20 protein-coding genes are annotated in these 26,287 nt (G+C 29.9%); 5 read left to right on the forward strand and 15 right to left on the reverse strand.

Translation table 11 applies throughout. The annotated features are described in order from the left end of the window. Positions 1–89: 89 nt before the first annotated feature. The 3 genes from HGI79_RS11205 to lexA form a co-directional block, all read right to left on the reverse strand. Positions 90–779 carry a Crp/Fnr family transcriptional regulator gene (locus HGI79_RS11205; RefSeq protein WP_185650775.1) on the reverse strand — a complete coding sequence of 230 codons (690 nt, stop codon included), beginning with the start codon at positions 777–779 and terminating at the stop codon, positions 90–92. A gap of 191 nt (positions 780–970) precedes the next feature. Continuing rightward, positions 971–2,485: a glucose-6-phosphate dehydrogenase gene (zwf, locus tag HGI79_RS11210; protein ID WP_241428195.1), complete on the reverse strand. Its 1,515-nt coding sequence runs from the start codon at positions 2,483–2,485 to the stop codon at positions 971–973. A gap of 133 nt (positions 2,486–2,618) precedes the next feature. After that, complete coding sequence (lexA, locus tag HGI79_RS11215) at positions 2,619–4,142, reverse strand: transcriptional repressor LexA (RefSeq protein WP_185650776.1); 1,524 nt, start codon at positions 4,140–4,142, stop codon at positions 2,619–2,621. Positions 4,143–4,621: 479 nt separating this feature from the next. On the opposite strand from lexA, the gene HGI79_RS11220 reads away from it, so the two are divergent. Then, the gene (locus HGI79_RS11220) at positions 4,622–6,535 is read left to right on the forward strand and encodes an ABC-F family ATP-binding cassette domain-containing protein (RefSeq protein ID WP_185650777.1); all 1,914 of its coding nucleotides are present in this window, start codon (positions 4,622–4,624) and stop codon (positions 6,533–6,535) included. Between the two features lie 30 nt (positions 6,536–6,565). Here HGI79_RS11220 and HGI79_RS11225 read toward each other — a convergent pair whose 3' ends face one another. From HGI79_RS11225 to HGI79_RS11235, 3 genes are all read right to left on the reverse strand, one after another. Further along, a complete protein-coding gene (locus HGI79_RS11225) occupies positions 6,566–8,182 on the reverse strand; it encodes an ABC-F family ATP-binding cassette domain-containing protein (RefSeq protein ID WP_185650778.1) in 1,617 nt (538 codons plus the stop codon). A gap of 290 nt (positions 8,183–8,472) precedes the next feature. Next, complete coding sequence (locus HGI79_RS11230) at positions 8,473–8,733, reverse strand: hypothetical protein (RefSeq protein ID WP_395939536.1); 261 nt, start codon at positions 8,731–8,733, stop codon at positions 8,473–8,475. A 228-nt stretch (positions 8,734–8,961) separates the two neighbouring features. Then, a complete protein-coding gene (locus HGI79_RS11235; protein WP_185650780.1) occupies positions 8,962–9,159 on the reverse strand; it encodes an alpha/beta-type small acid-soluble spore protein in 198 nt (65 codons plus the stop codon). 615 nt (positions 9,160–9,774) lie between these two features. On the opposite strand from HGI79_RS11235, the gene HGI79_RS11240 reads away from it, so the two are divergent. The 3 genes from HGI79_RS11240 (at position 9,775) to HGI79_RS11250 (ending at position 12,767) form a co-directional block, all read left to right on the forward strand. After that, positions 9,775–10,320, forward strand: coding sequence for a hypothetical protein (locus HGI79_RS11240; protein ID WP_185650781.1), 546 nt, complete (start codon positions 9,775–9,777; stop codon positions 10,318–10,320). Between the two features lie 14 nt (positions 10,321–10,334). Next, the gene (locus tag HGI79_RS11245) at positions 10,335–11,651 is read left to right on the forward strand and encodes a CehA/McbA family metallohydrolase (RefSeq protein ID WP_185650782.1); all 1,317 of its coding nucleotides are present in this window, start codon (positions 10,335–10,337) and stop codon (positions 11,649–11,651) included. Between the two features lie 249 nt (positions 11,652–11,900). Beyond that, the gene (locus HGI79_RS11250; RefSeq protein ID WP_185650783.1) at positions 11,901–12,767 is read left to right on the forward strand and encodes a 50S ribosomal protein L11 methyltransferase; all 867 of its coding nucleotides are present in this window, start codon (positions 11,901–11,903) and stop codon (positions 12,765–12,767) included. A gap of 285 nt (positions 12,768–13,052) precedes the next feature. Here HGI79_RS11250 and HGI79_RS11255 read toward each other — a convergent pair whose 3' ends face one another. The 8 genes from HGI79_RS11255 to HGI79_RS11290 all read right to left on the reverse strand — a co-directional run bounded on the left by HGI79_RS11255 (position 13,053) and on the right by HGI79_RS11290 (position 24,593). Further along, positions 13,053–13,775, reverse strand: a complete 723-nt coding sequence (locus tag HGI79_RS11255; RefSeq protein ID WP_185650784.1) for an amino acid ABC transporter ATP-binding protein — start codon at positions 13,773–13,775, stop codon at positions 13,053–13,055. Continuing rightward, positions 13,768–14,418, reverse strand: a complete 651-nt coding sequence (locus tag HGI79_RS11260) for an amino acid ABC transporter permease (RefSeq protein ID WP_185650785.1) — start codon at positions 14,416–14,418, stop codon at positions 13,768–13,770. The genes HGI79_RS11255 and HGI79_RS11260 overlap by 8 nt, the downstream gene beginning before the upstream one ends. Before the next feature lie 114 nt (positions 14,419–14,532). Beyond that, positions 14,533–15,369 carry a transporter substrate-binding domain-containing protein gene (locus tag HGI79_RS11265; RefSeq protein ID WP_185650786.1) on the reverse strand — a complete coding sequence of 279 codons (837 nt, stop codon included), beginning with the start codon at positions 15,367–15,369 and terminating at the stop codon, positions 14,533–14,535. 331 nt (positions 15,370–15,700) lie between these two features. Then, entirely contained in the window at positions 15,701–17,368 is a 1,668-nt protein-coding gene (locus HGI79_RS11270; protein WP_185650787.1) for a glutamine--tRNA ligase/YqeY domain fusion protein, read from the reverse strand. A 336-nt stretch (positions 17,369–17,704) separates the two neighbouring features. Beyond that, on the reverse strand, positions 17,705–17,935 hold the full coding sequence (locus HGI79_RS11275; protein ID WP_185650788.1) for a DUF1450 domain-containing protein: 231 nt from the start codon (positions 17,933–17,935) through the stop codon (positions 17,705–17,707). A gap of 232 nt (positions 17,936–18,167) precedes the next feature. After that, entirely contained in the window at positions 18,168–20,441 is a 2,274-nt protein-coding gene (locus HGI79_RS11280; RefSeq protein ID WP_185650789.1) for an ATP-dependent Clp protease ATP-binding subunit, read from the reverse strand. Positions 20,442–21,046: 605 nt separating this feature from the next. Beyond that, complete coding sequence (locus HGI79_RS11285) at positions 21,047–22,159, reverse strand: DUF362 domain-containing protein (RefSeq protein WP_185650790.1); 1,113 nt, start codon at positions 22,157–22,159, stop codon at positions 21,047–21,049. 457 nt (positions 22,160–22,616) lie between these two features. Beyond that, positions 22,617–24,593 carry an HD domain-containing phosphohydrolase gene (locus HGI79_RS11290; RefSeq protein WP_185650791.1) on the reverse strand — a complete coding sequence of 659 codons (1,977 nt, stop codon included), beginning with the start codon at positions 24,591–24,593 and terminating at the stop codon, positions 22,617–22,619. 145 nt (positions 24,594–24,738) lie between these two features. On the opposite strand from HGI79_RS11290, the gene safA reads away from it, so the two are divergent. Further along, the gene (gene safA / locus HGI79_RS11295; protein ID WP_185650792.1) at positions 24,739–25,353 is read left to right on the forward strand and encodes a SafA/ExsA family spore coat assembly protein; all 615 of its coding nucleotides are present in this window, start codon (positions 24,739–24,741) and stop codon (positions 25,351–25,353) included. A 173-nt stretch (positions 25,354–25,526) separates the two neighbouring features. Here safA and HGI79_RS11300 read toward each other — a convergent pair whose 3' ends face one another. Then, on the reverse strand, positions 25,527–25,793 hold the full coding sequence (locus HGI79_RS11300; protein WP_185650793.1) for a hypothetical protein: 267 nt from the start codon (positions 25,791–25,793) through the stop codon (positions 25,527–25,529). Positions 25,794–26,287: the final 494 nt, after the last annotated feature.

Consider the following 26,287-nt stretch of genomic DNA (forward strand, 5'->3'; position numbering starts at 1 on the left):
TTTTTCTACACTAGGATATGTTGGATTCTCTATAGGGGACTTCTATGCGATGATTGGCTTAAAATCAAGAGTTGAGGGTTAAAATTCACCTAAATACCTCTAAAATATATAGATAGCTCTTTAGGGTCTTTAACCACTATCTTTTTACCTAAAAATTTTATCATACCTTTTTTTTCAAAACTGTTTATACATCTAGATATTGTTTCTCTAGTACTACCTAGCATGTCAGCTAAATAAGTTATGCTAATGTTGAGATTAATTAAAATTCCTTCTTCTGTTTGGACGCCATAGTCTTTAGATAGTTTCCATAACTTGGCTGCTAGTTTTTTATCCATTCTTATTGGTACTGTATTTTTTAGTTGCCTATATAATCTTCTTATCTTTCTAGACATAGAATTAATTATTATTTGATTAAAATTAAAATCCTTTGCCATAAGCTCTAACAAATCATTTCTAGCAAAAGATAAAATATAACTATCTTCGAAAGCTTCACAACTTATTGATGCAGGAAGATTATCAAATATAACTTCATTTATAAATTCTCCACTACTTAGAATATAAATTACTCTTTTTTGGCCTTCTTCAGAATTTCTAAACATAGTAATCTTGCCGCTGTTAACTATGTATATATTATCAACTATATCTCTTTCTGAAAATAGCAGTTCTCCTTTGCATAATTTAAATTTGAAGGCTTTATTTGCAAGAAACTCTAACACATATGTATCTAGATTACTAAAAGTATCTATCTGTCTTATATCTTCTAATGAAGCCTTAATCATTATATGTCCTCCTCTTATATAACAATATTTAATTAATCACTTAGAAATAGCAGAAATTAGTTGTATATTTTACTATGTAACAATATGTTATTTCAATTATATCATACATACAAGTAACTTTTTATTTTATTATAATTAATACTGAATAAAAGCAAAAAGGCCTCATGTATAAACACAAAGCCATTCCATATTTAGCTAGTAGAGCATTCACTATTCATACTTAAATTTATCCATTCTCTGTTATCTTTAGATAACAATAGTTCAGATTCTTTAGGACCATGACTACCTGAAGCATAGTTTGGAAAATTCACTTTTTCTTTTGACCAAACTTCTAGTATACTATCTACAAATTTCCAAGAGTATTCAACTTCATTCCAGCTAGTAAATAATGTTTGATCTCCCTGCATAACATCAGATAACAATCTTTCGTATGCTTCTGGTGTATTGGTTTCAATTTGACAATTTTGACAAAAGTCCATAGCTACAGGTAAAATAGAGCTTTTAGTTCCTGGTTCTTTACCATTAAACTGAAACACTACGCCTTCTAAAGGGTTAACCTTAATAGCTAATATATTAGGCTTTATAGTGGTGGATTCCTTAGAATACAATATATTAGGTAGCTCTTTAAATTGTATTATAATTTCTGTAGACTTTTCATTCATTCTTTTTCCACTTCTTATATAAAAAGGTACTCCTGCCCACCTAAAATTCTGTATATACATTTTTAGAGCTACAAAGGTTTCTACAGTGGAATCAGATGATACATTTTTTTCTTCTCTATAACCAACTACAGGCTTTCCATATATATTACCTGAACCATATTGTCCTCTTACTACATTTTCTTTTATATACTCTGGTGTAAGCTTTTCCAGCGATTGTAATACTTTAATTTTCTCGCTTCTTATACTTTCAGCACTAATACTAGATGGAGGTTCCATAGCTGTCAAAGTAAGCAACTGAAGCATATGATTCTGAATCATATCTTTAAGTGCCCCAGCCTTTTCATAGTACCCTCCTCTATTCTCTACACCAACAATCTCATTTGCTGTTATTTGAATACTATCGATATATTTATTATTCCATAGAGGTTCAAATATAGCATTAGTGAATCTTATAATCATTATATTTTGTATCATTTCTTTTCCAAGATAATGATCAATTCTATATATGTTATCCTCAGTAAATACTTCTGTTATTTTTTTATTTAAATATTCAGCGGATTGCAAATCCTTACCAAAGGGTTTTTCAATAACTATTCTTTTCCACCCATAATGATTTTCAGATAAACCATGTTTGTGTAATTTATCAGCTATTACTTCAAAGTATTCTGGGGATACTGCTAAATAATACACTCTATTACCTTTAGTTTCGTATTTTTCATCAAGATTACCTAAGAATTCTTTAAGATTAGAATAGCCTTCATCATTTCTAAAATTAAACTGGCAATAGTATATTTTATCCTTAATCTTATTCCAAACTGCATCTTGAATTTTAAGTCTTGAAAATTTTTCAATGGACTCTCTTACTTGTTCTCTATATTCTTCATTTGATATTTCACGCCTACCAACAGATACAGCAGCAAAATTGTTTGGAAGCATACCATCATGTAATAGATTGTATATAGCTGGCATTAGTTTTCTATGAACTAAATCACCTGTGCCACCAAACATTATCATTAAACATGATGAATTAATATTTAAATCCAAATTCAATCACCATCTTTCATGCTATAAAAGATTAACTTATACCAACTGTTACTTATTATATTATAGCATTAATTTTCAGTTATATTCAGTTTTATTCTATTAATTTACCATAATTTTCAATATATATTTATGTTTATTTATGCTTTATTATTCCAACAGCTACACCAATGATACTAGTACCCTCTTCAGTTATAGGAATAGGGTCATATTTTTCATTTTCTGGCATGAGCAAAACTTTGCTTTTATTCATAGATAATCTTTTAAGTGTAGCACTTCCATCTAGGTTAACGGCTACTATATCATTGTTTTGAGCTACATGCTGCTTGCGAATTACAACATAATCACCATGATAGATGTTAGCATTTATCATACTGTCCCCTTTAACCTTTAAAATAAAACAATCCTTCATGCCTTTAAGCCAATACCCAGGTATATAGAAACAATCCTCAATGTCTGGATTAATTAATATAGGTTCTCCTGCTGCTATATCGCTATATACAGGTATCTGCATAAGTTCCTCACTAGTATACTCATACTCTTTATCCATATCTTTTACAATAATTTCAGAACTATTGTTTATATCTCTAAGGAAATCATATTCTCTTCTGTGCTTTAAATCATAATATTGAAAATCTTCTATAGATGATAAAGCATTTATGCTTTCACTATCCGTATTTGTGTCCATGTTTATTCCTTCATCCTTCTTATGTAATTCATAATCATTATTTTCTTCATATTTGTATTTTAATAAGTAGTTTCTAGCTCTTGATTCTAACTCTAGAGAGTTAACTTTACGTCCTTTCACAAACCAAGCATTAGCATTTGCATTGCTGCTTCCAATGACAAACATCATACTCCAATAGGTTTTTAAGCTTTTTAATGCTTTTACAAATTCTAGTTGTAGTCTAGTTAAATTTTCGCATCCATCTATAATTACATGAGTATAGTTACTATTAAGCTTTTTTGCTTGTTCAATAGCCATTAAAACTTTATCTTCTTCATCAATATAATTTTTTTCCTTTAATGTACTATTATAGGTTAACAATAATTCAAATATTGCTTCCCTCTGCCTAGAGTTTTTTAAAAGCCTTCTAGGACCTTTTTTATTCTTTACCATCCTACCTAATCTATCCGCATTTTGATATAAATCTAAAGATTTATAGTTACAGTTTTTTATCCATGTTATCTCATCAAATAAAAATTCAATATATTTTTCATCCATTATCTTTACATCAGCATACTGCTTTTGCAATTTTATTAAGCTTTGTGTTACTATCTCTATAGTTTCTTGTTTGCTAACAAGAGTATATTGCTGAAGTGGATTTTCTTTTATAAATTGTATATAGTATTTATTTATTATTGAACTAATGCTTTCTACACATAACTTAGCAGAGTTGCTCATTGAAAATAATGTAACATAGTCTAGCTTTGCTTCAATATCAATTTCATTATGCATTTGCTCAATTAATTTAGTATTTCTATCATCATTTGTTACTATTAATAAATTGTCATTATTATATAAACAATAGTTACTCTTTAAATAAAAACTTCTATATACCGCTGCAGTTGTCTTTCCCGATAAATTATTACCTTTTACTATACTATAACCTAAATGTTTACTATGAACTATCTTCTCTTGCTGTATATTCAACTGCAATAGTTTCACCCCCATAAGAGTATAAAAATTATTTAAATACATTATAACCTAATTCTAATAATTCTGCAGTAACTATATTTAATAAAATATTACATATAGGGTTCCAACCTCTTAACTTTTATTATGAAACTCCTCTTCCTTTGGTCAGAGGAGTATTCACAGAGTAAGCGACCATATCAAAATCACAGATTTTGTATGTCTGCTTAACCGATTCGCACAAAATCATAGATGTTGGCTCTCTGCTTAAATCAGAGCTTTAGACTCATAAAAAAGCATTTACGGTGCCGAAGAACTGGTAACATATCCCGGAGTGTAGATAAAGTTTTGAGCTTGGAACCCTATAGAATTACATGCTGAAAACAGTTTAGTTGAAAAACCTAAGCCTTTTACTATATACTTAATATATGTTAAAATAATACCTTCTTAATAATTTTTATAAAAGCAATGTTATAAGCTAAGAAAGGATAAGTGAATGTTAAATGAATTTAATTACTCTACAGAATATTACCAAGAGTTATGGCGAGAGAACATTATTAGATAATATATCTATTTCAATAAATGAAGGAGAAAAAATAGGTCTTATAGGTGTTAATGGCACTGGTAAATCTACTCTACTTAGAATTATAGCTGGTGTTGAAAATTATGATAGTGGAAATATAATAACCTCAAATAACTTAGTTCTAAACTATCTTCCACAGCTAACTTCTTTTGATGAAGATGCAACAGTGTTAGAGCAAATATTTAAGGAAGACTCACCTTTAATGAACTTAGTTCGTGAATATGAACATGTACTCAATATGTCTGAAAACAACCCAACTGATAGTAGCCTTCAAGAAAAGTTGCTAGCGTTAACTTCAAAGATGGACGAATTAAATGCTTGGCAATTTGAAAGTGACGCAAAAACTATATTAACTAAATTAGGTATTTCTGATTTTGAAGCAAAAATATCTACCCTATCCGGTGGACAAAAAAAGAGAATTGCCTTGGCTGGTGCTTTAATATATCCATCAAATTTACTTATTCTTGATGAGCCTACTAACCATATAGATAGCGATACAGTAACCTGGCTTGAGCAATATCTTAATAACAGAAAGGGCTCTGTTTTAATGATTACCCATGACAGATATTTCTTGGATAGAGTGACAAATAGAATACTGGAGCTTAGTAAAGGAAATATTTATGCTTATACTGGTAATTACAGCATCTTTCTAGAAAAAAAATTAGAAAGAGAAGAATTAGAAAGATCGCAGGAAAATAAAAGACAAAGTCTTCTAAGAAATGAATTAGCATGGATTCAAAGAGGTGCAAAGGCTAGAACAACTAAACAAAAAGCAAGAATCCAAAGATTTGAAGAACTTAATAGTGTTGAATTTGATAATACTAACAATAAAGTTGAAATTTCATCTGCGTCTACAAGACTAGGTAATAAAGTTATAGAAATAGAAAATATAAGTAAAGCATATAATGATAAGCTACTCATAGATTCTTTTAGTTATATATTTTCTAAAAATGATAGAGTTGGAATAATAGGTCAAAATGGAGTTGGTAAGTCTACCCTTCTTAATATGTGTGTAGGTAGAATATTACCTGACTCTGGTACTGTAAATATCGGAGAAACAGTTAAAATAGGTTATCTAAATCAGGAAAATACTGATATGGTTGACAGCATGAGAGTAATAGATTATATCCGTGAAGCTGGAGAATTTGTAAAAACCTCTGATGGTGAACTCATAAGTGCTTCTAAGATGCTTGAAAGATTTTTATTCTCTCCTGAGCTCCAATGGACCTTTATATCTAAACTATCAGGCGGAGAAAGAAGAAGACTAAATCTTTTAAAAGTACTAATGTCCGCACCTAATGTATTAATACTAGATGAGCCTACTAATGATTTAGATATAGAAACTCTGACTATACTAGAAGATTATTTAGATGATTTTCAGGGCGTCGTTATAACTGTATCCCATGATAGATATTTTCTTGATAGAGTTGCTGATAAACTATTGGTTTTAGATGGCACTGGACAGGTAAAGCATCATGTTGGAAACTATACAGAGTATGTGGAAAAATACGGATCAATTACTAAGGAAAAAGTTGACAACACTACTAGTAAAATAGAAAAAAACAGTGAACCTAAAGAAAGGCAAAAAGTCAAAGCTTTAAAATTTACTTATAAGGAACAAAAAGAATTTGATGAAATAGATAATGTTATAGCCTCAGTAGAAGCCCAAATAGCTGATACTGATGAACAAATAAATTCGGCTGGAAGTAATTATGAATTACTTCAAAAGCTTATTGCAGAGAAAGAAGAACTTAGTGAAAAGTTAGATTTTTTATATGAAAGATGGACTTATCTCAACGAATTAGCAGAAAAAATAGCAAACCAAAAGAAATAGATAAAAGTGGACTGATCAGTCCACTTTTATCTATTTATACATATCTTCTAACATTTTTTGAATTTCTTCATTTTCTAAGTACTCGTCATAGGATGTTTGTCTATCAACAATACCTTTTGGAGTAATTTCAATAATTCTATTTGCAACAGTTTGCACAAACTGATGATCGTGTGATGTAAATAGTACTGTTCCTGGGAAATTAATTAATCCATTGTTAACTGCTGTAATGGATTCAAGATCTAAATGGTTAGTTGGTTCATCTAATATTACTACATTAGCACCACTAAGCATCATTTTTGAAAGCATGCAGCGTACCTTTTCTCCTCCGGATAAAACATTAGATTGTTTTAGAGCCTCTTCTCCTGAGAAAAGCATTCTTCCTAAAAATCCTCTTATAAAGCTTTCAGACTTCTCTTCAGAGAATTGACGAAGCCAATCAACTAAGCTAAGGTTAACGCCTTCAAAATACTGGGTATTATCCTTAGGGAAATATGACTGAGAGGTAGTTATTCCCCAGTTATAAGTTCCTGCATCTGCTTCTATTTCTCCCATAAGTATTTGGAATAACGTACTTTTAGCTAATTCGTTTCTGCCTGCAAAGGCTATTTTATCACCTTTATTAACAGTAAAGCTTATGTTATCCAGCACCTTTACGCCATCTATAGTCTTAGTTAAGCCTTCTACTCTTAATAGATCATTTCCAGCTTCTCTTTCTGGTTTAAAAGCTACATATGGGTATTTTCTTGATGATGGTCTTATATCATCTAAAGTTATCTTATCTAATAATTTTTTACGCGATGTAGCCTGTTTTGACTTAGACGCATTAGCACTAAACCTTGCAACGAAGGCTTGTAATTCTTTAATTTTTTCTTCCTTCTTTTTATTTTGTTCTTTAGCCATTTGACTTGCTAACTGACTTGATTCATACCAAAAGTCATAGTTTCCTACGTATAATTGTATCTTACCATAATCTACATCTGCTATACTTGTACAAACTTTATTTAAGAAATGTCTGTCATGGGATACTACTATAACTGTATTTTCAAAGTCCATAAGAAAATCTTCTAACCATTTAATTGATTTTATATCTAAGTGGTTAGTAGGCTCGTCAAGTAGTAATATGTCTGGTTTTCCGAATAAAGCTTGTGCAAGCAGTACTCTTACCTTTTCTGAACCATCTAAATCCTTCATAAGCTTACTATGAAGCTCTACATCAATGCCTAGCCCCATTAGTAGAGTTGCTGCTTCTGATTCTGCTTCCCAACCATTAAGGTCTGCAAATTCACCTTCTAATTCAGATGCTCTAATTCCATCTTCATCACTAAAGTCTGGTTTAGCATATAATTCATCTTTTTCCTTCATAATAGAATATAGTCTGCTGTGTCCCATTATTACAGTTTCAAGAACTGGATGTTCATCAAATTCAAAATGGTTTTGTTTTAATATAGCAAGTCTTTCACCTGGAGTTATTATAACTTCTCCGGTATTAGGTTCTATTTCTCCTGAAAGAATCTTTAAAAAAGTAGATTTACCAGCACCATTAGCACCAATTAATCCATAACAATTTCCCGGTGTAAATTTTATGTTAACATCTTCAAATAATTTACGACCACCGTATCTTAAGCTTACATTACTTGTACTTATCATTTTTATTATTCCTCCAACAACAATTTATAATTTATCCATCGGCTATAAACCGTAAGATTGTCACCTTTATCAGCGGTAGTTAATCACTTATTTACTCTGTATTTGCTCAGATAAACAGCAAATAGGATAAAAATACCATATGATGTAAGTCTGTGTTTATCATATGCCGAAACTACCCGAATATTATAACATAACTATGTAAAGTAAGCTATGCATCTTTTAGAATTTATACCTTATGAAAGTAATTTTCTTATAATAAATTAAGTCCCGGGATATATTCCCGGGACTATTCAAATATACGTCATGATCTGTCTGATGTACTTCATATCATTGCTTATTCTTATGAGGCTCTCAATAAAATGCTTACTTCGGCTTTTAGGAATTAGCTTTTTTTCAACTAATTTAATCATAACCATACAGGTATCATATTTTCTTACATGAGTATGACCATTCTTAAACTCCTTATGTCTATTGTGGACTATATAACCATCTCCAGCCTTATAGATTTTAAAATCTGGGTCTTGATATATTTGTACACTCAACGCACTCACCTCATAATTATAGTAATTCAGTTTTGTTATAAAAATATTAAGAATCGCTTAATATTATGACAAGATGTACATACAAAATTTAGTAATTTTCTATTGATTATTATGTATGAAATTTTATCCCATGACTACCCGCTCTAATACTCTCATCTGATTGAAGTTTCACTTTATTGTATAACAATAAAAGCCAGATAGTAATTTTACTATCTGGCAAAGCTAGCTTTTTATTATTTATGTTAATCCTTTTTCATATGATTCAATCATTTTCTTCACCATGTTTCCACCTATAGAACCCGCTTCCCTTGAAGTAAGATCTCCGTTATATCCTTCTTTTAAGTTAACTCCAACTTCCTTAGCTGATTCCATTTTAAATTTATTAAATGCTGCTCTTGCTTCTGGAACTAATAATCTGTTATTTCTACTTGCCATGATTTAATTCCTCCTTTAGTAGCTTTACAGCTTTTTTATTTTATTTTCTGTTATTGTCCTGTTGTATTATAAGTTTGTGCATTTTTCATATAATTAATCTATAAAATTATTTGCAATATATCTAATACTTGTAATAGTTAACTAACAGCATTAATATAATAAATTATTTCCTGGGTAATTTTTGAAATTTTGTTTGTTTTTTTAATTTTATTTTATAATAAAAAGGTATTGGCATATTAAAATAACCTATACCTTTTTTGTTTATAAAAACAAATTGTACTTAATCTTTGTACTTATTATATGCTGCAATGGCCTCTTTAAAACTTTTAGTTATCTCTCTTTTGTCATGAATAAAAAGTACTACTATACTAGGAGGTATAGCAATAGAAAAAAAAATAAAAAAAATTTCCATGATATTCATTTTGCACCTATTGTAGTTTATCTTGCTTTCTAAGTTACTTGCTTATACATAATGTATAAAATGTAAGCTTTATAATATATACTATGAAACTTAAAAATTAAGTTGCATATATTTACTTCTTTTAAGTTAAAAAATTAAACACTAATTAAATTATATTCATATATTAATAGTAAAAAACAAAGATCATATGGTAGGTGATTTATATAAAAAAATATAATGAATATAGTATAAAAAATCTTGAATTTATAGGAAAAGGAATACATGGAAAGGTGTATAGAATAGACTCATCACGTTGTATTAAAATTTTTAAAAAGAGCAGTTTCTGTGAAAAGGAATTAAAGACTCTTGAAATGGCTCAAGGAAATAATCATTTTCCTAAAATATATGACTTTGGGAAGAACTATATAGTTCGAGATTACATCCATGGTATAGAGTTAGATAAATATTTAGCTGAAAATCCTCTAACCTTAGAGCTATCACAAAAAATTATAGAATTATACAAAGCACTAGCAGAAGTTGGTTTTAAAAGACGAGATACAGTATTGTTTCATATATTTGTCACTGGAACTACTGAGCTTAAGCTTATAGATACGGCCAGGGTAATGAAAGAGAATACTATTTACCCCAAATTATTGTTAAAGGGATTAGATGAACTTGGATATAAGAAAGAGTTTTTAGACCACGTAAAGCTATTAAATCCTCATATATATGAATGTTGGAAAGAAGTTCACAAAATCTAAAAGGAGAATGGCAAATGAAAAAATCTCGTGAAAGGCCTCAATACCTTCATGATTTGAGGCCCTTGAACATGTGTTCTGTTTTCAATATAACTCCCGAAATTTCAGCCTCCCTTGAATATGTAAACTTAAAGCTAAATATTAATGATATATATATGTATGTAGATAATAAAAGAATTTTTCCAAGTATCAAAGGTAAGAAGGTATTTTACATTCCTAATGAACCTCTTAGTTATGGTAAACATACAGTTAAAATTAATATTCATAATAGTGTTGGAAATCTAAGTGAAGCTAGTTGGTATTTTAATATATGTAATCCTAAGGTTAACTATAATTTTTATTACGGTATTCCCCACACTCATACCTGTTATTCGGATGGAATAGGTACTCCTACAGAGGCATTTAAGTATGCTATAAGCAAAGGGCTTAACTTTCTTATAATAACTGATCATTCTAACTTTCTTGATGGTGTTAAAAGACACAATTATGAATATGATAAAAAAACCCACCAATATATAGAAATGAAAAACTCTCAATGGTATAAAACAAGAATAGCAGCAGAAATCATCAATAATAACTATAATAACTTTTTAGCCTTAAGAGGCTTTGAGATGTCCTCTTCCGTTGGCCATATTAATGTTATAAACACTGCAAATTATGTAGAGGGAAAGAAACAAATAAAGACACTGAATAAGCTTTTTTATTGGCTTAGACAACAAGAAGAGCTTATTATTTCAGTTAATCACCCTGATAGGTCTTTTAGAGGTTTATCACGAATACCTGATGCACATACTATGATAAATCTTATGGAGGTGGGGAACGGCTCATTTCCTCGTAAATATAAAAATACAGAGATACATTACTTTGATGCATTAGATATGGGATGGTATATAGGTGCTATAAATAGTCAAGACAATCATAGAAATAACTGGGGAGATAGTGATAACCTAACTGCTGTTTTATGCGAAAGTTTAACAGAAGAAAATTTTATTGATGCTATAAAAAACAGAAGAACATATTCTACAGAAACTCGAAAATTAAAACTTATATTTAAAATTAACGACTATTGGATGGGAAGTATACTTTGTACTAGTCCAGGTGAACTGCTAAATTTTTATATTGCAGTAGAAGATCCTATAGTTCCAATAGAAAAACTCCAAATTATAAGCAATAAAAGAAAGATTCTTGCAGAAAAAAACATTGGGAAAGCTCATAGTGCTGGTTGGACTCTATCGTTAAAAGCTAACAATATTGACAACTGGTATGTAGTTAAAGTCATTCATGAAAATGGTAAACAAGGAATTTCTTCGCCTATATTTGTTAAAACTTTTTAAAAAGTATAAAATGGCTGTCTTAAAATAAGAAAATAATATAATGGATTGTATAATTTTTGTTCAAAACAACAATATATTGTATATGAAATGTATTTTGAGGCAGCTTCTGTATATAATAAATTACTATTTAAGAATAGATAGTATTAAGTGAAAATTATAGTTTTATTGAAATATTTATACCATTAATATAAAATGTATTAGTGGTATAAATATTTTAGTAAATTTATAATATCTTTCAGAGGTGACTTTATGTACGAAATTTCAATTAAATGTTCAATTAAAGATGCAGATATGGCTATAGAAAAATTACAATTAGTAGACATTTATAATGTGTTTTATGAAAGTCCTATAGTAGTTACAACAACAGACTATGGATATGATTATTATGAAAATGAAAATGAGTTAACAACTTTAAAAATAATAGTTGAAGATACTGATGATAGCAATTTAGATTACTATTTGAATACAATTAAGAATAGCCTGAATGTTGATAAAGTAGATGTGAAAAAATTACAGTCAGTAAGTCTAAATAACTCATTTGATCCAATTGATTTAGGTAATGGTTGGATAATTGCAGATACTAACTTTGACTCTGGACTTAGTAATAAAATTAACTTTGTATCTCAAGGAGCTTTTGGGACTGGGTTACACGAAACAACCCAAGATTGTTTAAGATTTATCTTAAATAGTGATTTAAAAGGTAAGGATGTATTAGATTTAGGAACTGGTTCAGGAATTCTTTCCATAGCTGCTTCTATAAATAAAGCAGCTAGTATAACTGCTGTTGATATAAGAGACGTTAAACCTGAAATTGAATTCAATGCCAGCTTAAATGGAATAAATAACATTGAGGTGTTAGTAGGTAATGCTCTTAACAATGAAATAAGTTTGAGCAAAAGCTTCGACTACATAATTATCAACATTGGAGGTGAAGAACTTCTGATGTTTATGGAATTCATAAATAAACACATAAAAAACCACGGGAAATTATTGGTTTCTGGGCTAGTAGAGTGGAGTTTCGATAGAGTGATAGAGGAAGTTGTTGCACAGGGATATAAATTGGAGAATAAAAAACAAACTAATGAATGGTGTACCTGTATTTTATCCAGAATATAAATTTGAGCTACATATAACTTTTATAGATATCCATAACTTAAATTTAACTTATACGTAGGAATATGCTGCCAAAACTGAAGGCACATTTAAAAATTTTTTTATCAGTCTTAGTGAAGTGTTTTTAGAAAATCTTAGAGCCTTATATATGTTTGAGCATAGCGAGTTTATATAAGGTTCTTAGATTTTCAAAAACATGAACTTTAGACTGATTAAAAGTTTTTAACGTGCCGAAGTTTGGTAGCATATTCCAGAGTATAAGTTAAATTTCGGGCATGGTTATCTATATTATAATACTTTACTTAAGAAGCTTTTTGTTCTTTCATTTTGAGGATTTGAGAATAGTTCTGAAGGCACATTTTCTTCTATTATCTTGCCTCCATCCATAAATATTACTCTATCCCCTACTTCTCTAGCAAATCCCATTTCATGAGTAACCACAACCATAGTCATGCCTTCAGCTGCTAGTTCTTTCATAACATCTAATACTTCTCCAACCATTTCTGGGTCTAATGCGGAAGTTGGTTCGTCAAATAACATTACATCTGGTGCCATTGCAAGGGCTCTTGCTATAGCAATTCTTTGTTTTTGTCCACCAGACAGCTGGTTCGGGTAATTGCTTGCTTTATCTTCTAACCCAATTCTTTTTAATAGTTCATAGGCAGTTTTCTTAGCATCTTCATCAGATATTCCTTTTACTTTTTTAGGAGCAATAGTAATATTATTTAATACACTTAAATGAGGAAACAAATTAAACTGCTGAAACACCATGCCCATTTTTTGTCTCAATTTATTTATATCTGTACCTTTTTCAGTTATAGAAATTCCTTCAAATACAATCTCTCCATCTGTGGGCTGCTCTAAAAGATTAAGACATCTTAAAAATGTACTTTTACCTGAACCACTAGGTCCAATAACAACTACCACTTCTCCTTTATTTATTTCTATATCTATGCCTTTAAGTACATGTAATTCATTAAACTTTTTTTGTAATCCCTTAACTTTAATCACTTGTTTTCAACTTCCTTTCAAAAGCACTGACAATCTTAGATAGAATAAATGTCATTATAAAGTACATAACTGCTGCAACTATCAGCGGTTCAAATGGTTTGAAAGTATTGCCTCTAACAGTATCTGCATTATACATAAGCTCAGGTATACCTATTATAGAAGCTATAGAGGATTCCTTAATAACCACTATAAACTCATTACCTAGTGCAGGCAATATATTTTTTATTGCTTGAGGTATAATTATATATCTCATGGACATGGCTGGAGGCATCCCTAAAGATCTTGCGGCTTCCATTTGTCCCTTGTCTACTGCTTGTATACCAGCACGAATTATTTCGGAAACATATGCCGCACTATTTACAGACAAAGCTATGATACCAGCTATAACTTCAGGAAGATTAAGGCCTATATGAGGAAGCCCATAGAATACTATGTATAATTGAACTAACACAGGAGTTCCTCTAATAAATTCTACATAAGTTGCTGCTGCGGCATTTAAAATTTTATTCTTAGACAATCTCATTAAGGCAAGAAGTGTACCAAAAATTACACCTAACACTACCGTAAAGAATGATAAAAACATTGTAAATTTTGCACCATTTATAAAAAACAAATAATATATAGATAAAAAACTAAAATCCAATACTTTTTCCTCCCTAACCTTTTCTAAATCATAAGTATTAAATAACAGCATAGACTATAATTTCAAAAAATGTTAGGCATTATAACTGCCTAACATTTTTTGTAGTTATTTTAATTATTCTACTAAATTTGTAGCATCTGTAACAAATTTATCTATGCTCTTATCTTTCTTTAATTTATCTAAGGTCTTGTTAACTTCTTGTACTAAATCTGGAGTTCCCTTTTTAATTGCTACTGCGGATCCTGCTTCTTCTGTATTTAACTTTATATCAGATATAACTAAATCTTTATTAGCATTTATATTTGAAACAGCAACTGGTGATTCAACAATAGCTGCTTCAATTCTATTACTTTTTAAAGCCAACATTAAGTCTGATATTTTTCCAAGAGCTATAGCTTGAGCACCTGAAACTTGCTCCTTAGCTATGTCTTCTTGAATTGACCCCTTTTGAACGCCTATTTTTTTACCATTTAAATCATTAGTTGATTTAATTTTATCCTTATCAGCAGTTCTAACTACTATAGTTTGAACCGCTGTATAGTACACATTAGAAAAGTCTACATTCTTAGCCCTTTCTGGAGTTGGTGTCATTCCTGATATGACCATATCAACTTTTCCTTCATTTAAAGCTGCAAGTAATCCATCAAATTTCATATCTTTCTTTTCAAGCTGAACGCCTAAATCTTTGGCAATTTGCTGTGCAATTTCGATATCAAAACCAACAATTTCATCTTTTCCATTTATAGATTTGTGAAATTCATATGGTGGATAGTCTGCACTAGTTCCAATAACAAGCTTTCCGTTCTTCTTTATTCTCTGCATAACCTCTGATTGTGAATTATTTTGAGCAGTATTTCCTCCGTTATTTTTGTTTCCACAACCTGTAAAAGTGGCCAGTGTTCCCACAACTAATGAAAATGCTATTAATTTTTTTAAAGTCTTCTTTAACATTATAAAATTCTCCCCTACCTTTATAAGAGTTTCTATGTGAAACATTATACATTCATTTATATTATTATACAATACTTTTCATGTGTTTTTTATGAATTAATACACAAAGATTTGCAAGCTTATTCATTTCTAATATATTAAAATTACCTATTCTTAATATCATTACTTATAGATTATTACAATTTCTTAGATTTATTCTCTCTTGAAATATTTAACATTACCAATCATTGATAGTATATCATTTTATATACCTAAAGATTTAATATTGAAACCAATGCAAAAAATAGGACTACATTAAATAATGCAATCCTATCTTTCTAATATACTCATTTTACTTTTCTATTTTAAAAGAACTTTTCAACGAAACTATTCTATTAAATACTATTTTAGTATCACTACCATACTTAGAATCTACATTGAAGTACCCTACTCTAACAAACTGGAATTTATCGTTTGGTTTCGCAGTGCTTATACTTGGCTCTATAAAACCTTGAAGTATCTCTAATGAATTTGGGTTTACTTTATCAAGGAAGGTCTTTCCATCATCTTCATTTTCTCCGTTATCATCTAATATTAAAGGCTCATATAGTCTAAATTCTGCTGGTACAGCATTTTTTGCACTTACCCAATGAATTGTACCTTTAACTTTTCTTCCTGTAAAACCTGTTCCACTTTTAGTTTCTGGATCATAGGTACAGTGTATTTCAACTACATTGCCCTCTTCATCTTTAATTACCTCATTACATTTTATAAAATAAGCTTCCTTTAATCTAACTTCGTTACCTGGAAATAGTCTGAAATACTTTTTAGGTGGATTTTCCATAAAATCTTCTTGTTCTATATATATTTCTCTTGAAAAAGGTATCTTACGACTTCCTAGTTCTGGGTTATCTGTACTATATGGAGCTACGAGCATTTCTACTTCATCCTCAGGGTAATTTGTAATCACCACTTTTAATGGTCTTATTATAGCCATAGCTCTAGGTGTTTTTTTCTCCAAATCTTGTCTTACAAAATGCTCTAACATTTGTTCATCTACAGTACTGCTTGCTTTAGCTACACCAATTTCATTACAAAAATTACGTATTGATTCTGGAGTGTAACCTTTTCTTCTAAGACCAGATATGGTAGGCATACGTGGATCATCCCACCCATCTACAAACTTTTCATCTACTAGCTGCTTAAGCTTTCTTTTACTCATAACTGTATTTGTAAGATTTAATCTAGCAAATTCTATTTGTTGTGGTTGACTTTCCATTTCGCATTCTCTGATAACCCAGTCATATAAAGGACGATGATCCTCGAATTCTACAGTACAAATTGAATGAGTTACTCCTTCAATAGCATCTTCAATTGGATGAGCAAAATCATACATTGGATATATGCACCACTTATCTCCTGTATTATGATGATCTGCATGAGCTATACGATAAATAATTGGGTCTCTCATATTTATATTTGGAGAAGTCATATCAATTTTTGCTCTTAACACCTTTTCTCCATCTTTAAATTCACCTTTTCTCATACGTTGAAAAAGATCGAAATTTTCTTCTACTGTTCTATTTCTATATGGACTATCCTTACCAGGCTTAGTAAGAGTTCCTCTATATTCTCTTATTTGTTCTGCATTTAAATCACAAACATAGGCTTTACCCTTTTTAATTAATAGAATAGCACGATTAAACATCTCTTCAAAATAGTTTGAAGCAAAATGTAATTCATCCCATTCGTATCCAAGCCACTTAACATCTTCTTTAATAGACTCGACATACTCTGTATCTTCCTTAGTAGGATTAGTATCATCAAAACGCAAGTTGGTTTTGCCTTTAAACTCATCTGCTAGTTCAAAATTGAGTACTATTGATTTAGCATGACCTATATGAAGATATCCATTTGGTTCTGGTGGAAAACGAGTAATAACTTCTTTTCTCTTTCCAGATTGCAGGTCCTCTATAATAATATTTTTTATAAAATTTGATTTATTAGTTCTTTCTTCCATGTTTATCCTTCCTTTGCAAATGTCTTATTTATAGTCCTATCCCTTCACTGTTATCCCTAATACTCTCACTTCTACAAGGGGTGAGTTATTAAAATTCTCTAGTTTTAACTAGTCAAGAATTTTATTACTGTACATAGGGGCTGCTGCGTGCTGGATTAGTTCAACTAATATTCGGGCGGCGGCAAAAAACACCCGAATTAGGTTTCGCTTTACGCCATACTGAAATAACTATATCATAAAATTACATTTCTTTCTATGCATTATACATAATTTTCTCTTATTTGGCTAGTTTTAATGTATTTATATATTTCGTTATAATTTTATCTAATTATTATTTTATATTTGATTTAATTCTTCTTTTATATTGTTATATAATTCTTCAACATTATCTCCATTAATTATTTTTGCATCTATAACTGCATATAAATTTTCTGCACAATGACTGCAATGCCCTAGACAAGGTTCTATGCATATATTTACATCAGGATAATCTCTTTCTATTTTTTCAATTATATTTTCCAATCCTTTACTTACATTATTTTCACAAAAAAATATTTCCTTAAACACTTCTATTCCTCCTATAAACTAAGCCTGTATCAGTTTAAGATTTTTTTCAATATTTACTATTTTTATCTTTTTCTATATATTTTATGTTCATACAGGAAGATTACTATACATAATTTCAAAATTATTATTAAATTTCAGCTTCAAAGAAAAATAAATTATTTTTAATAAAAGAAGCTGATTATTAAATCAGCTTCTTTTATATATATTAATTGATATCTTGGCCTTTTATATTTTACTCCAGTACTATCTTTCCATCCATAAGTTTCACCTTAATATGAGAGCCATCTCCAAAGGTATTTAGAAGATATTGTTCAGTAATTTCATCTTCAATATATTTTTGAATAGTCCTTCTCAAAGGACGTGCCCCATATCTATCATCAAAACCTTTTTCTAGTATAAAATCTTTTACTTCATCTGAAACTTCTATAGTCATTCTCTTTTCTCTTACTTCTTCTTTAACTTCTTTAAGCATTAAATCTATTATTTTGTGAAGTTCCTCTTTAGTAAGTTTAGTAAATACAATAGTATCATCTACTCTATTTAAAAATTCAGGTTTAAATATTTCTTTCAATGCATCTTTTACACGAATTTCTAAAGACTCGTATCCACTTTTCCCAAAGCCTATTTCACTAGCTTTAAAATTAGTACCTGCATTAGAGGTCATGATTATAACAGTATTTTCAAAGTAAACAACTCTTCCCTGATTATCTGTCAATCTTCCGTCTTCTAAAATTTGAAGCAACATGTTAAATACATCTGGGTGAGCCTTTTCAATTTCATCTAGCAGGATAACGGAATATGGCTTTCTTCTTACTTTTTCTGTTAATTGTCCTCCTTCATCATATCCAACATACCCTGGAGGAGCACCAATCATCTTAGAAACTGTGTGCTTTTCCATATACTCAGACATATCTATACGAATCAAAGCTTCTTCGCTGCCGAATAATTCACTAGCCAGTGCTTTTACAAGTTCAGTTTTTCCAACTCCAGTAGGTCCTACAAAAATAAAAGATGAAGGCTTTTTCTTTTTTCTAAAACCTAATCTATTACGTCTAATTGCCTTGGAAAGAGCTGAAATTGCTTCATTTTGGCCTATAATTCTCTCATGTAATGTTACTTCTAAATTTAATAGTTTTTTTGCTTCATCCTCTGTTATGCTTTGCACTGGTATTTTAGTCCAAGCTTCGATAACAAACGCAATATCTTGTAATGTTAGTTCTACATTATAACATTCAGCCTCAGTATTCTTAATATTTTCTTCAAGTTTGCATAATTGAACTTTATACTCAGCTGCCTTTTCATAATCATTGCTATCAGCTGCCTGCTTAATATTACTCTGCAGTTCCCTCAACTCTTCCTTAAGTGCCTGTAACTCAACCAATCCCTGATTTTTTAGGTTTGCTCTTGAGCTAGCTTCATCAATTACATCAATAGCTTTATCTGGTAAATATCTATCAGATATATATCTTTCAGATAAATTTACTGCAGCTTCGATTACTTTATCAGATATAATTACCTTATGATAGTCTTCATAATAATTTTTAATACCCTTAAGGATCTCAATAGTCTCTTCAGTAGTTGGTTCTTCAACCAGAACAGGTTGGAATCTTCTCTCTAAAGCAGAGTCCTTCTCAATGTGTTTTCTGTATTCCTCTAAAGTAGTTGCACCGATTACTTGTATTTCTCCACGAGCAAGAGCTGGCTTTAAAATATTAGCTGCATTCATAGCACCACCCTGTGCTTCTCCTGCACCTATTATATTGTGAACTTCATCAATTACTAGAATGATGTTGCCATCTTCCTTAGCCTCTTCTATAATAGCTTTCATGCGTCCTTCAAACTGACCTCTAAACTGAGTACCTGCTACAATAGCTGTGAGATCAAGTAAATATACTTCTGTATTACATAGCTTGGCTGGCACTTGTTTCTCTGCAATGCGAACCGCTAAGCCTTCTGCTATAGCAGTTTTTCCTACGCCTGGCTCTCCTATTAAGATAGGGTTATTTTTTGTTCTTCTATTAAGTATCTGAATAACTCTATCTATTTCTCTGTGTCTTCCAACAACTTTATCAACATTTTTCATCTTTGCTTTATCAGTTAAATTAGTACCATAAGTATCTAAATTTTTTCTTTTCTTCTTTAAGATTTTATTTTTAGTTTTGATTTCTGATTCTTTGCTTTCTTTTAAAGGCTGTTCGCTGCTATTGTGTTTTTCTGTGTTGCCCATATTCTTAGACGTTGGTGTTAAATTACTAAAGAAGTTAATAATAGAATTATTATTTTGTCCATCTACGTCTATATCTTGAAACATTCCACTCATTTGCTCAGATATATTCTCCATCTCTTCTGGAGTAATGCCTGCTTGTTTCATTAACTGATCTATAACTGGTACACCCATTTTTTTAGCACATTCTAGACATACCCCTACCATTTCAGATTTTCCATTTTCAACCTTTGCCGTATATATAGTTGCTATATTTTTATTGCATATAGAACACATCTGCATATAAATCATCTCCATATTATTAAACTTTGCCAGTATTATATAATTCGAATAAAACAAATACTTCACATATTAATATAATAGTTGCATTTATTAAAAAAATTACTGTAAGATAACGTTAATACATTTCATATTTGCTAAACTTATATTTAGAATGGCTTTCTATTATTATAAATATTAAGTTAGTATCAGTCAAATACAAATGTTTATTATAGTTTATTTATAAACAGAATTTTTACCTTCAGGTGGAGTTTTGACTCCACCTGAAGCTTAGAAGTCGTTATCCAGTGACATAGGCGCTCTACTCCCAGTTAAGCAGAGAGCCCAAATCTATGATTTGGTGCGAATCGGTTAAGCAGACATACAAAATCTGCGATTTTGATATGGTTGCTTACTCTGTGAGTACTCCTTTGAAGAGGAGTTTACTATAAAAATGGGAGTATTAGAGCGGGTAGTCATAGGATAAACTTATTATTGATTTTTATGTAAACTTCACTTTATATATATTAAAAATACAACGAAAATATCGAAGCTAAATTAAGTAGATATATTATATAAGACTGTACACTTTAATAGTATACAGTCTTATATTTTTTGTAAATTTTCAACTATTTCACTACTACTAGCTCGTATTCTTGAGTTCCGATTCCTAATTCCTCTCCATGTTGTAATCCTGTTTTCCAATTTGTATTTACATGTATGTGTGTAAATTTGTCATGTCCATGATGATAATGTTTATCTTCTAATATTGACCCACCTATAGCTGGAGCCTTATTTACCAAATCTACACAAGCCTTATCTAATGCAACTGGGTCAAAAGAAGCTGCTATACCTATATCAGGTACAATAGCTATGTCGTTAGCATTCCAACAATCGCAGTTAGGTGAAACATTCATTATGAAGCTAATATGAAAACTTGGCTTATCCTTTATAACTGCATAAGCATATTCAGCAATTTTTTCATTAGCAGTATCTGCTGATTCATTCCATATTACTTGGGCTGAATCAAATTGGCAAATTGCAACACATTGTCCGCATCCTACGCACTTTTCATAATCTATATGTGCTTTTTTGTTATCATCAAAGCTAATTGCTTCTTGTGAACATCCTTTTATACACTGACCACATGCTACACAATTCTCCTTCTTTATTTCTGGTTGAGATGCTGAATGCATTTCTAGTTTTCCGCCTCTTGAACCAGAACCCATACCTAAGTTCTTAAGTGCTCCACCAAATCCGGTCATTTCATGCCCTTTAAAGTGATTCATAGATATTATAACATCAGCATCTGCAATGGCAGTACCTATTTTAGCTGTTTTACAGTACTTAGAATTAATTTCTATTTCTCTATAATCTGTTCCTTTTAATCCATCTGCTATTATAACATTACAACCCACTGTTAATGGATTAAATCCATTTTCAAAAGCAGCATCTAAATGATCTATTGCGTTAGCTCTTCTTCCGCTATATAGTGTATTGGAATCCGTTAAGAAAGGAATACCTCCTAATTCTCTTATTACCTTTACTATTTTTGCAGCATAGTTAGGTCTTATGTATGCTAGGTTTCCAGGCTCTCCAAAATGGATTTTTATTGCTACAAACTTACTTTTAAAATCAATTCCTTCTATTCCAGCTTTCTTAACTAATCTTTCAAGCTTATCCAATAAATTTAGTCCTGGTTTTGTTCTTAGATCTGTAAAATATACCTTTGATTGTTCCATATTTTCATTTCCCCCATATATAAAAATTAATTTGTCTGATGACTACCAACTCTAGGACTCTCGCTTTTCAAGCGGAGATTAAGGGATGGTGCATACAGGATTAGCTCAACTAAATATCAGGTGGAGGTTAGATACCTATCTGATACAAGTTTTACTTTATTAGCAATTTATAGTATACCAATTTTTATGTATAAATTAAAGTATGCACTTATTAAATATATAGTAACCTTATGGAAACCATATCACTTTATTAAATTTTTTATTCATTAATTATATAATATAAGCTTCATCTTATTCTATTATAGTTAGTTCTTTATTATACTTAATATATACTGGAGTATAAGTTAAATTTAAGCGGTGGTTATCTATAGCATGCATAGATAACATTGTAAAATAAAAATCAACAATAAAAAAGCAAGAGACTTTTTGTTGCCATAAAGCTCCTACCTCTCCAAAATCAACTTTTACTAATATGATTAAACCTATTATAAAGACTTCGTATAACACTAATATTTTCCATAAATACACTAACTATATAAGGATCAAAATGTTTTCCTGAATCTTTTATTATAATTTCAACGGTATCTTCAAAAGTAAATGCTTTTTTATAAGGTCTTTTACTTGTCAATGCATCAAATACGTCTGCTATAGCTACGATCCTTGCACTTAAAGGTATCTCCTCACCTTTTTTACCATAAGGATATCCTGATCCATCCCATTTTTCATGGTGTCCACCTGCAATTTCTATACCCATTTTAAATATACTGAGTCCTCTTTTCTTTACGTTTTCCTCTGCCATAGCTAGTACCCTTGCACCATATATAGCATGAGTTTTCATTATTTCATATTCTTCATCTGTCAATTTTCCAGGCTTTAATAATATGTCATCTTTTATGGCTACCTTACCAATATCATGTAGTGGACTAAATCGTTCTATATTATTTATATATTCTATATCTATAATTTCTTTGTATTTTTCTTCATGTGATAACAGTTCTGCAATTTTCTTAGAATAAGCCTTCATACGATTTAAATGATCCCCTGTTTCAGGATCTCTTTCTTCTGTTAAAGTTGCAAGAGCTAAGGTTGAGCTTATAATCATATCTTGGATAAATATATCTTTTTCAATACTTAACATAATACTATTTGCTAATGTTCTTAAGAATCTAATATGTGCCCGGTTATAAACATTTTTAACATTACTTGAAAAAAATATTATTCCTACTGCTTTGTTATCTCTTTTTAAAGGAAATGTTATTGATGATCTAATTCCTTCTTCTAATAAAATTTTATTATATTCTTTAATAGGCTTGCCAGCTTTAGCAACATGTTCTTCTAAATCATTTATTATTCTTTCATTACCACTTTCAATAATTTTTCCTAGACTAGTTTCTTTAATACTTACTTTTAAACCTAATATTCTTTTTGGTAGGTTCTTGTGATGTTTTCCTGAAATAGCATAAGAAGCGTTTATTATCTTCTCATCATTATCCATAAGTGCAATTCCAATGTAAGTATAAGGTATATACTCTATAAAGGATTCAAATATATAATTTAATATATGTTTAAATGGAATATTTTTATTTAAATTTTCTATCAGTAAAATCAAACTATTAAATTCATTAAATATGGTTCTTACTTCTTGAAACATAGGTATAACTTTCTGTTCTTTTGAGGTTGGCACTACATCGTCTAACATACTTATACCTACTTGTTCCATACATTTATTCATTTGATTAATTGGTATAAATAAATTTTTAAGAATGGTTATAACAAATACTAGTAATGATACTAACATAAGAACAGCTAAAAATATAATTATATAAAATATACTTTGAGTTCTTTTTCTGTCATTACTTAATACTATATCTGTTATATTATTGCTATATTGTAATAAAGGTTCATTATTTTCATTTATATATTTTACTGCGTTAAATAATTCTAAAGTGTTATTTGGTTCTTTTATTATAGTATCTATTGAACTATTAAATTTTTTCCATATTTTATCCTTTTTTGAAATAACAGGTTGAAGTTCTTCAAGTGCATTTTTAAAGCTTAAATTTTTGTTATTTAATTGTATATAACCATTTTTTATAGTATTATATTGATTTTCATACTCCTTTCTAGCTTGCTGTAAATCAGTTATTGTGGCTGATAGTTTCTTCTCTAAATCTGATTTATTTTCTTTGATATTTTTATAGTTTTCTATTGATGAATGCAGCTCATAAATACGATTAGCATCTTTAGCCATTATTTGTGTTAACATTCTTTGTTTATCAAGTACATTAATTAATTGTACTTCTGTATATGTATTACTTAAGTTTGCTATTGTTATCAACCATACTATTACAGCAGTGAGAGAGACTAGTGTAATTGATATTATTAAGTTCTTTTTGTAAATTGTAGCAAGAGATTTATTCTTATTAGTTGCCATTATAATACCTCCCTGTCAATGGTTCCTAATTAACATTATACTTAGTATTAGTATTATATCAATAACAAAAAAATGTTTTAATTAGTACAATATACATAACATAAATACTTGTTTATTTCACACAATATTTAACGAGGTGATTCCATTGAAGAAAAAATTTTTAGCTGGTTCAATTTTAAGTTTAATAGTATTTAGTACAACAGCTCATGCTCAAGCTTTATCATACACTGTAGTTCCAGGCGATAGTATGTGGAAAATTGCAGTTAAAAATCAGATAGGTATAAGTGAACTTATATCTGCAAATCCACAAATTAAAAATCCATCTATGATTATGCCTGGTCAAGTTTTATCCATACCAAATATTAATGATGTTAAAGCACTAGAAAATCAAGTTATTACATTAGTTAACGCTCAAAGAGCTAAAGCGGGATTACAACCTTTAAAAGCTAATTGGGAATTATCAAGAGTTGCTAGATATAAGTCTCAAGATATGGCCAATAAAGGCTATTTTAGTCATACATCTCCAACTTATGGTTCTCCATTTAAGATGATGGAATCCTTTGGTATTAGATTTACTGCTGCTGGTGAAAATATAGCTATGGGACAAAGAACTCCACAAGAAGTAATGAATTCATGGATGAATTCCTCAGGGCATAGAGCAAACATTTTAAATCCAAGCTATAACCAAATAGGTGTAGGTTTAGCCAAGAGTTCCAATGGAACGTATTATTGGACTCAGGAGTTTATTAAATCTTATTAACAATTAAAGGTACAGAATTTTCTGTACCTTTAATTGTTAAACTAATAACCATGAGATTTTAATCTAAAACTAGATCTGATGCTCCTGATTTTTCACTATAAATAATTCTTATTTTTTTATTAATAAAATATGTAATTCAAAGTTATCTAGGCCGAATTTATATTTTCATGCTTTTACAGCTGTTTAGGAATTACAGCTACATTATAATTCATTTCTATATTCTTTAATAATGGTTTGTCTACAGTAATTTGTTTTACTTCATCTAAGCTTCTTGCTGTAAACACAACAGTTCCACCTTTTCTGTTATAGAATCCTCCACCAATTAAATATTTAGTAGAAGAAATACTACTGTTATTTACCTTAGCCTTTTTAGTAATTATTTTATCATTATTATCTTTATCTCTATAATTAATGCTGACGAAGATATTATACTTATCCATTATAACAACATCCTTCCCGATCATATGTTTGGGTATCTATTCTTATTATAGCGAACGTTTGTTCTTTCGTCAAGTTTTTCATATTTACCCATTAATATAAGTTATTCGTCGGAATGAAAAAATATGAACAAATATAAAAAAATACATAAAAAAGTTTTTGTTATAAAATTTTACGCACAAAAAAACAGATAAGTATAGCAAATATATGTATTTACCTATACTCATCTATTTTTTATTTTAGAAAATTAATTTAAGTTTCCACTGTATAGATGCTCACAACTTAAATTTAACTTATACGTAGGCATATGTTACCAAAACTGAAGCACATTTAAAAACTTTAGACTGATTAAAAGTTTTTAACGTGCTGAAGTTTGACAACATATGCCGGAGTATAAGTTAAATTTCGGGCGTGGTTATCTATAAGTTACAGAGCTTCATGGAAAGTTCTGCTTATAACTTCCTTCTGTTGTTCCTTAGTTAATCTGTTGAAGTGA

The sequence above is a fragment of the Clostridium sp. DJ247 genome (assembly GCF_014231265.1).

Coding starts and splice junctions, on each gene's coding strand:
- HGI79_RS11205 (WP_185650775.1), bottom strand. CDS start 779: ATGATTAAGGCTTCATTAGAAGATATAAGACAGATAGATACTTTTAGT.
- HGI79_RS11220 (WP_185650777.1), top strand. CDS start 4,622: ATGAATTTAATTACTCTACAGAATATTACCAAGAGTTATGGCGAGAGA.
- HGI79_RS11225 (WP_185650778.1), bottom strand. CDS start 8,182: ATGATAAGTACAAGTAATGTAAGCTTAAGATACGGTGGTCGTAAATTA.
- HGI79_RS11235 (WP_185650780.1), bottom strand. CDS start 9,159: ATGGCAAGTAGAAATAACAGATTATTAGTTCCAGAAGCAAGAGCAGCA.
- HGI79_RS11245 (WP_185650782.1), top strand. CDS start 10,335: ATGAAAAAATCTCGTGAAAGGCCTCAATACCTTCATGATTTGAGGCCC.
- HGI79_RS11250 (WP_185650783.1), top strand. CDS start 11,901: ATGTACGAAATTTCAATTAAATGTTCAATTAAAGATGCAGATATGGCT.
- HGI79_RS11265 (WP_185650786.1), bottom strand. CDS start 15,369: ATGTTAAAGAAGACTTTAAAAAAATTAATAGCATTTTCATTAGTTGTG.
- HGI79_RS11270 (WP_185650787.1), bottom strand. CDS start 17,368: ATGGAAGAAAGAACTAATAAATCAAATTTTATAAAAAATATTATTATA.
- HGI79_RS11280 (WP_185650789.1), bottom strand. CDS start 20,441: ATGCAGATGTGTTCTATATGCAATAAAAATATAGCAACTATATATACG.
- HGI79_RS11285 (WP_185650790.1), bottom strand. CDS start 22,159: ATGGAACAATCAAAGGTATATTTTACAGATCTAAGAACAAAACCAGGA.
- HGI79_RS11290 (WP_185650791.1), bottom strand. CDS start 24,593: ATGGCAACTAATAAGAATAAATCTCTTGCTACAATTTACAAAAAGAAC.
- HGI79_RS11300 (WP_185650793.1), bottom strand. CDS start 25,793: ATGGATAAGTATAATATCTTCGTCAGCATTAATTATAGAGATAAAGAT.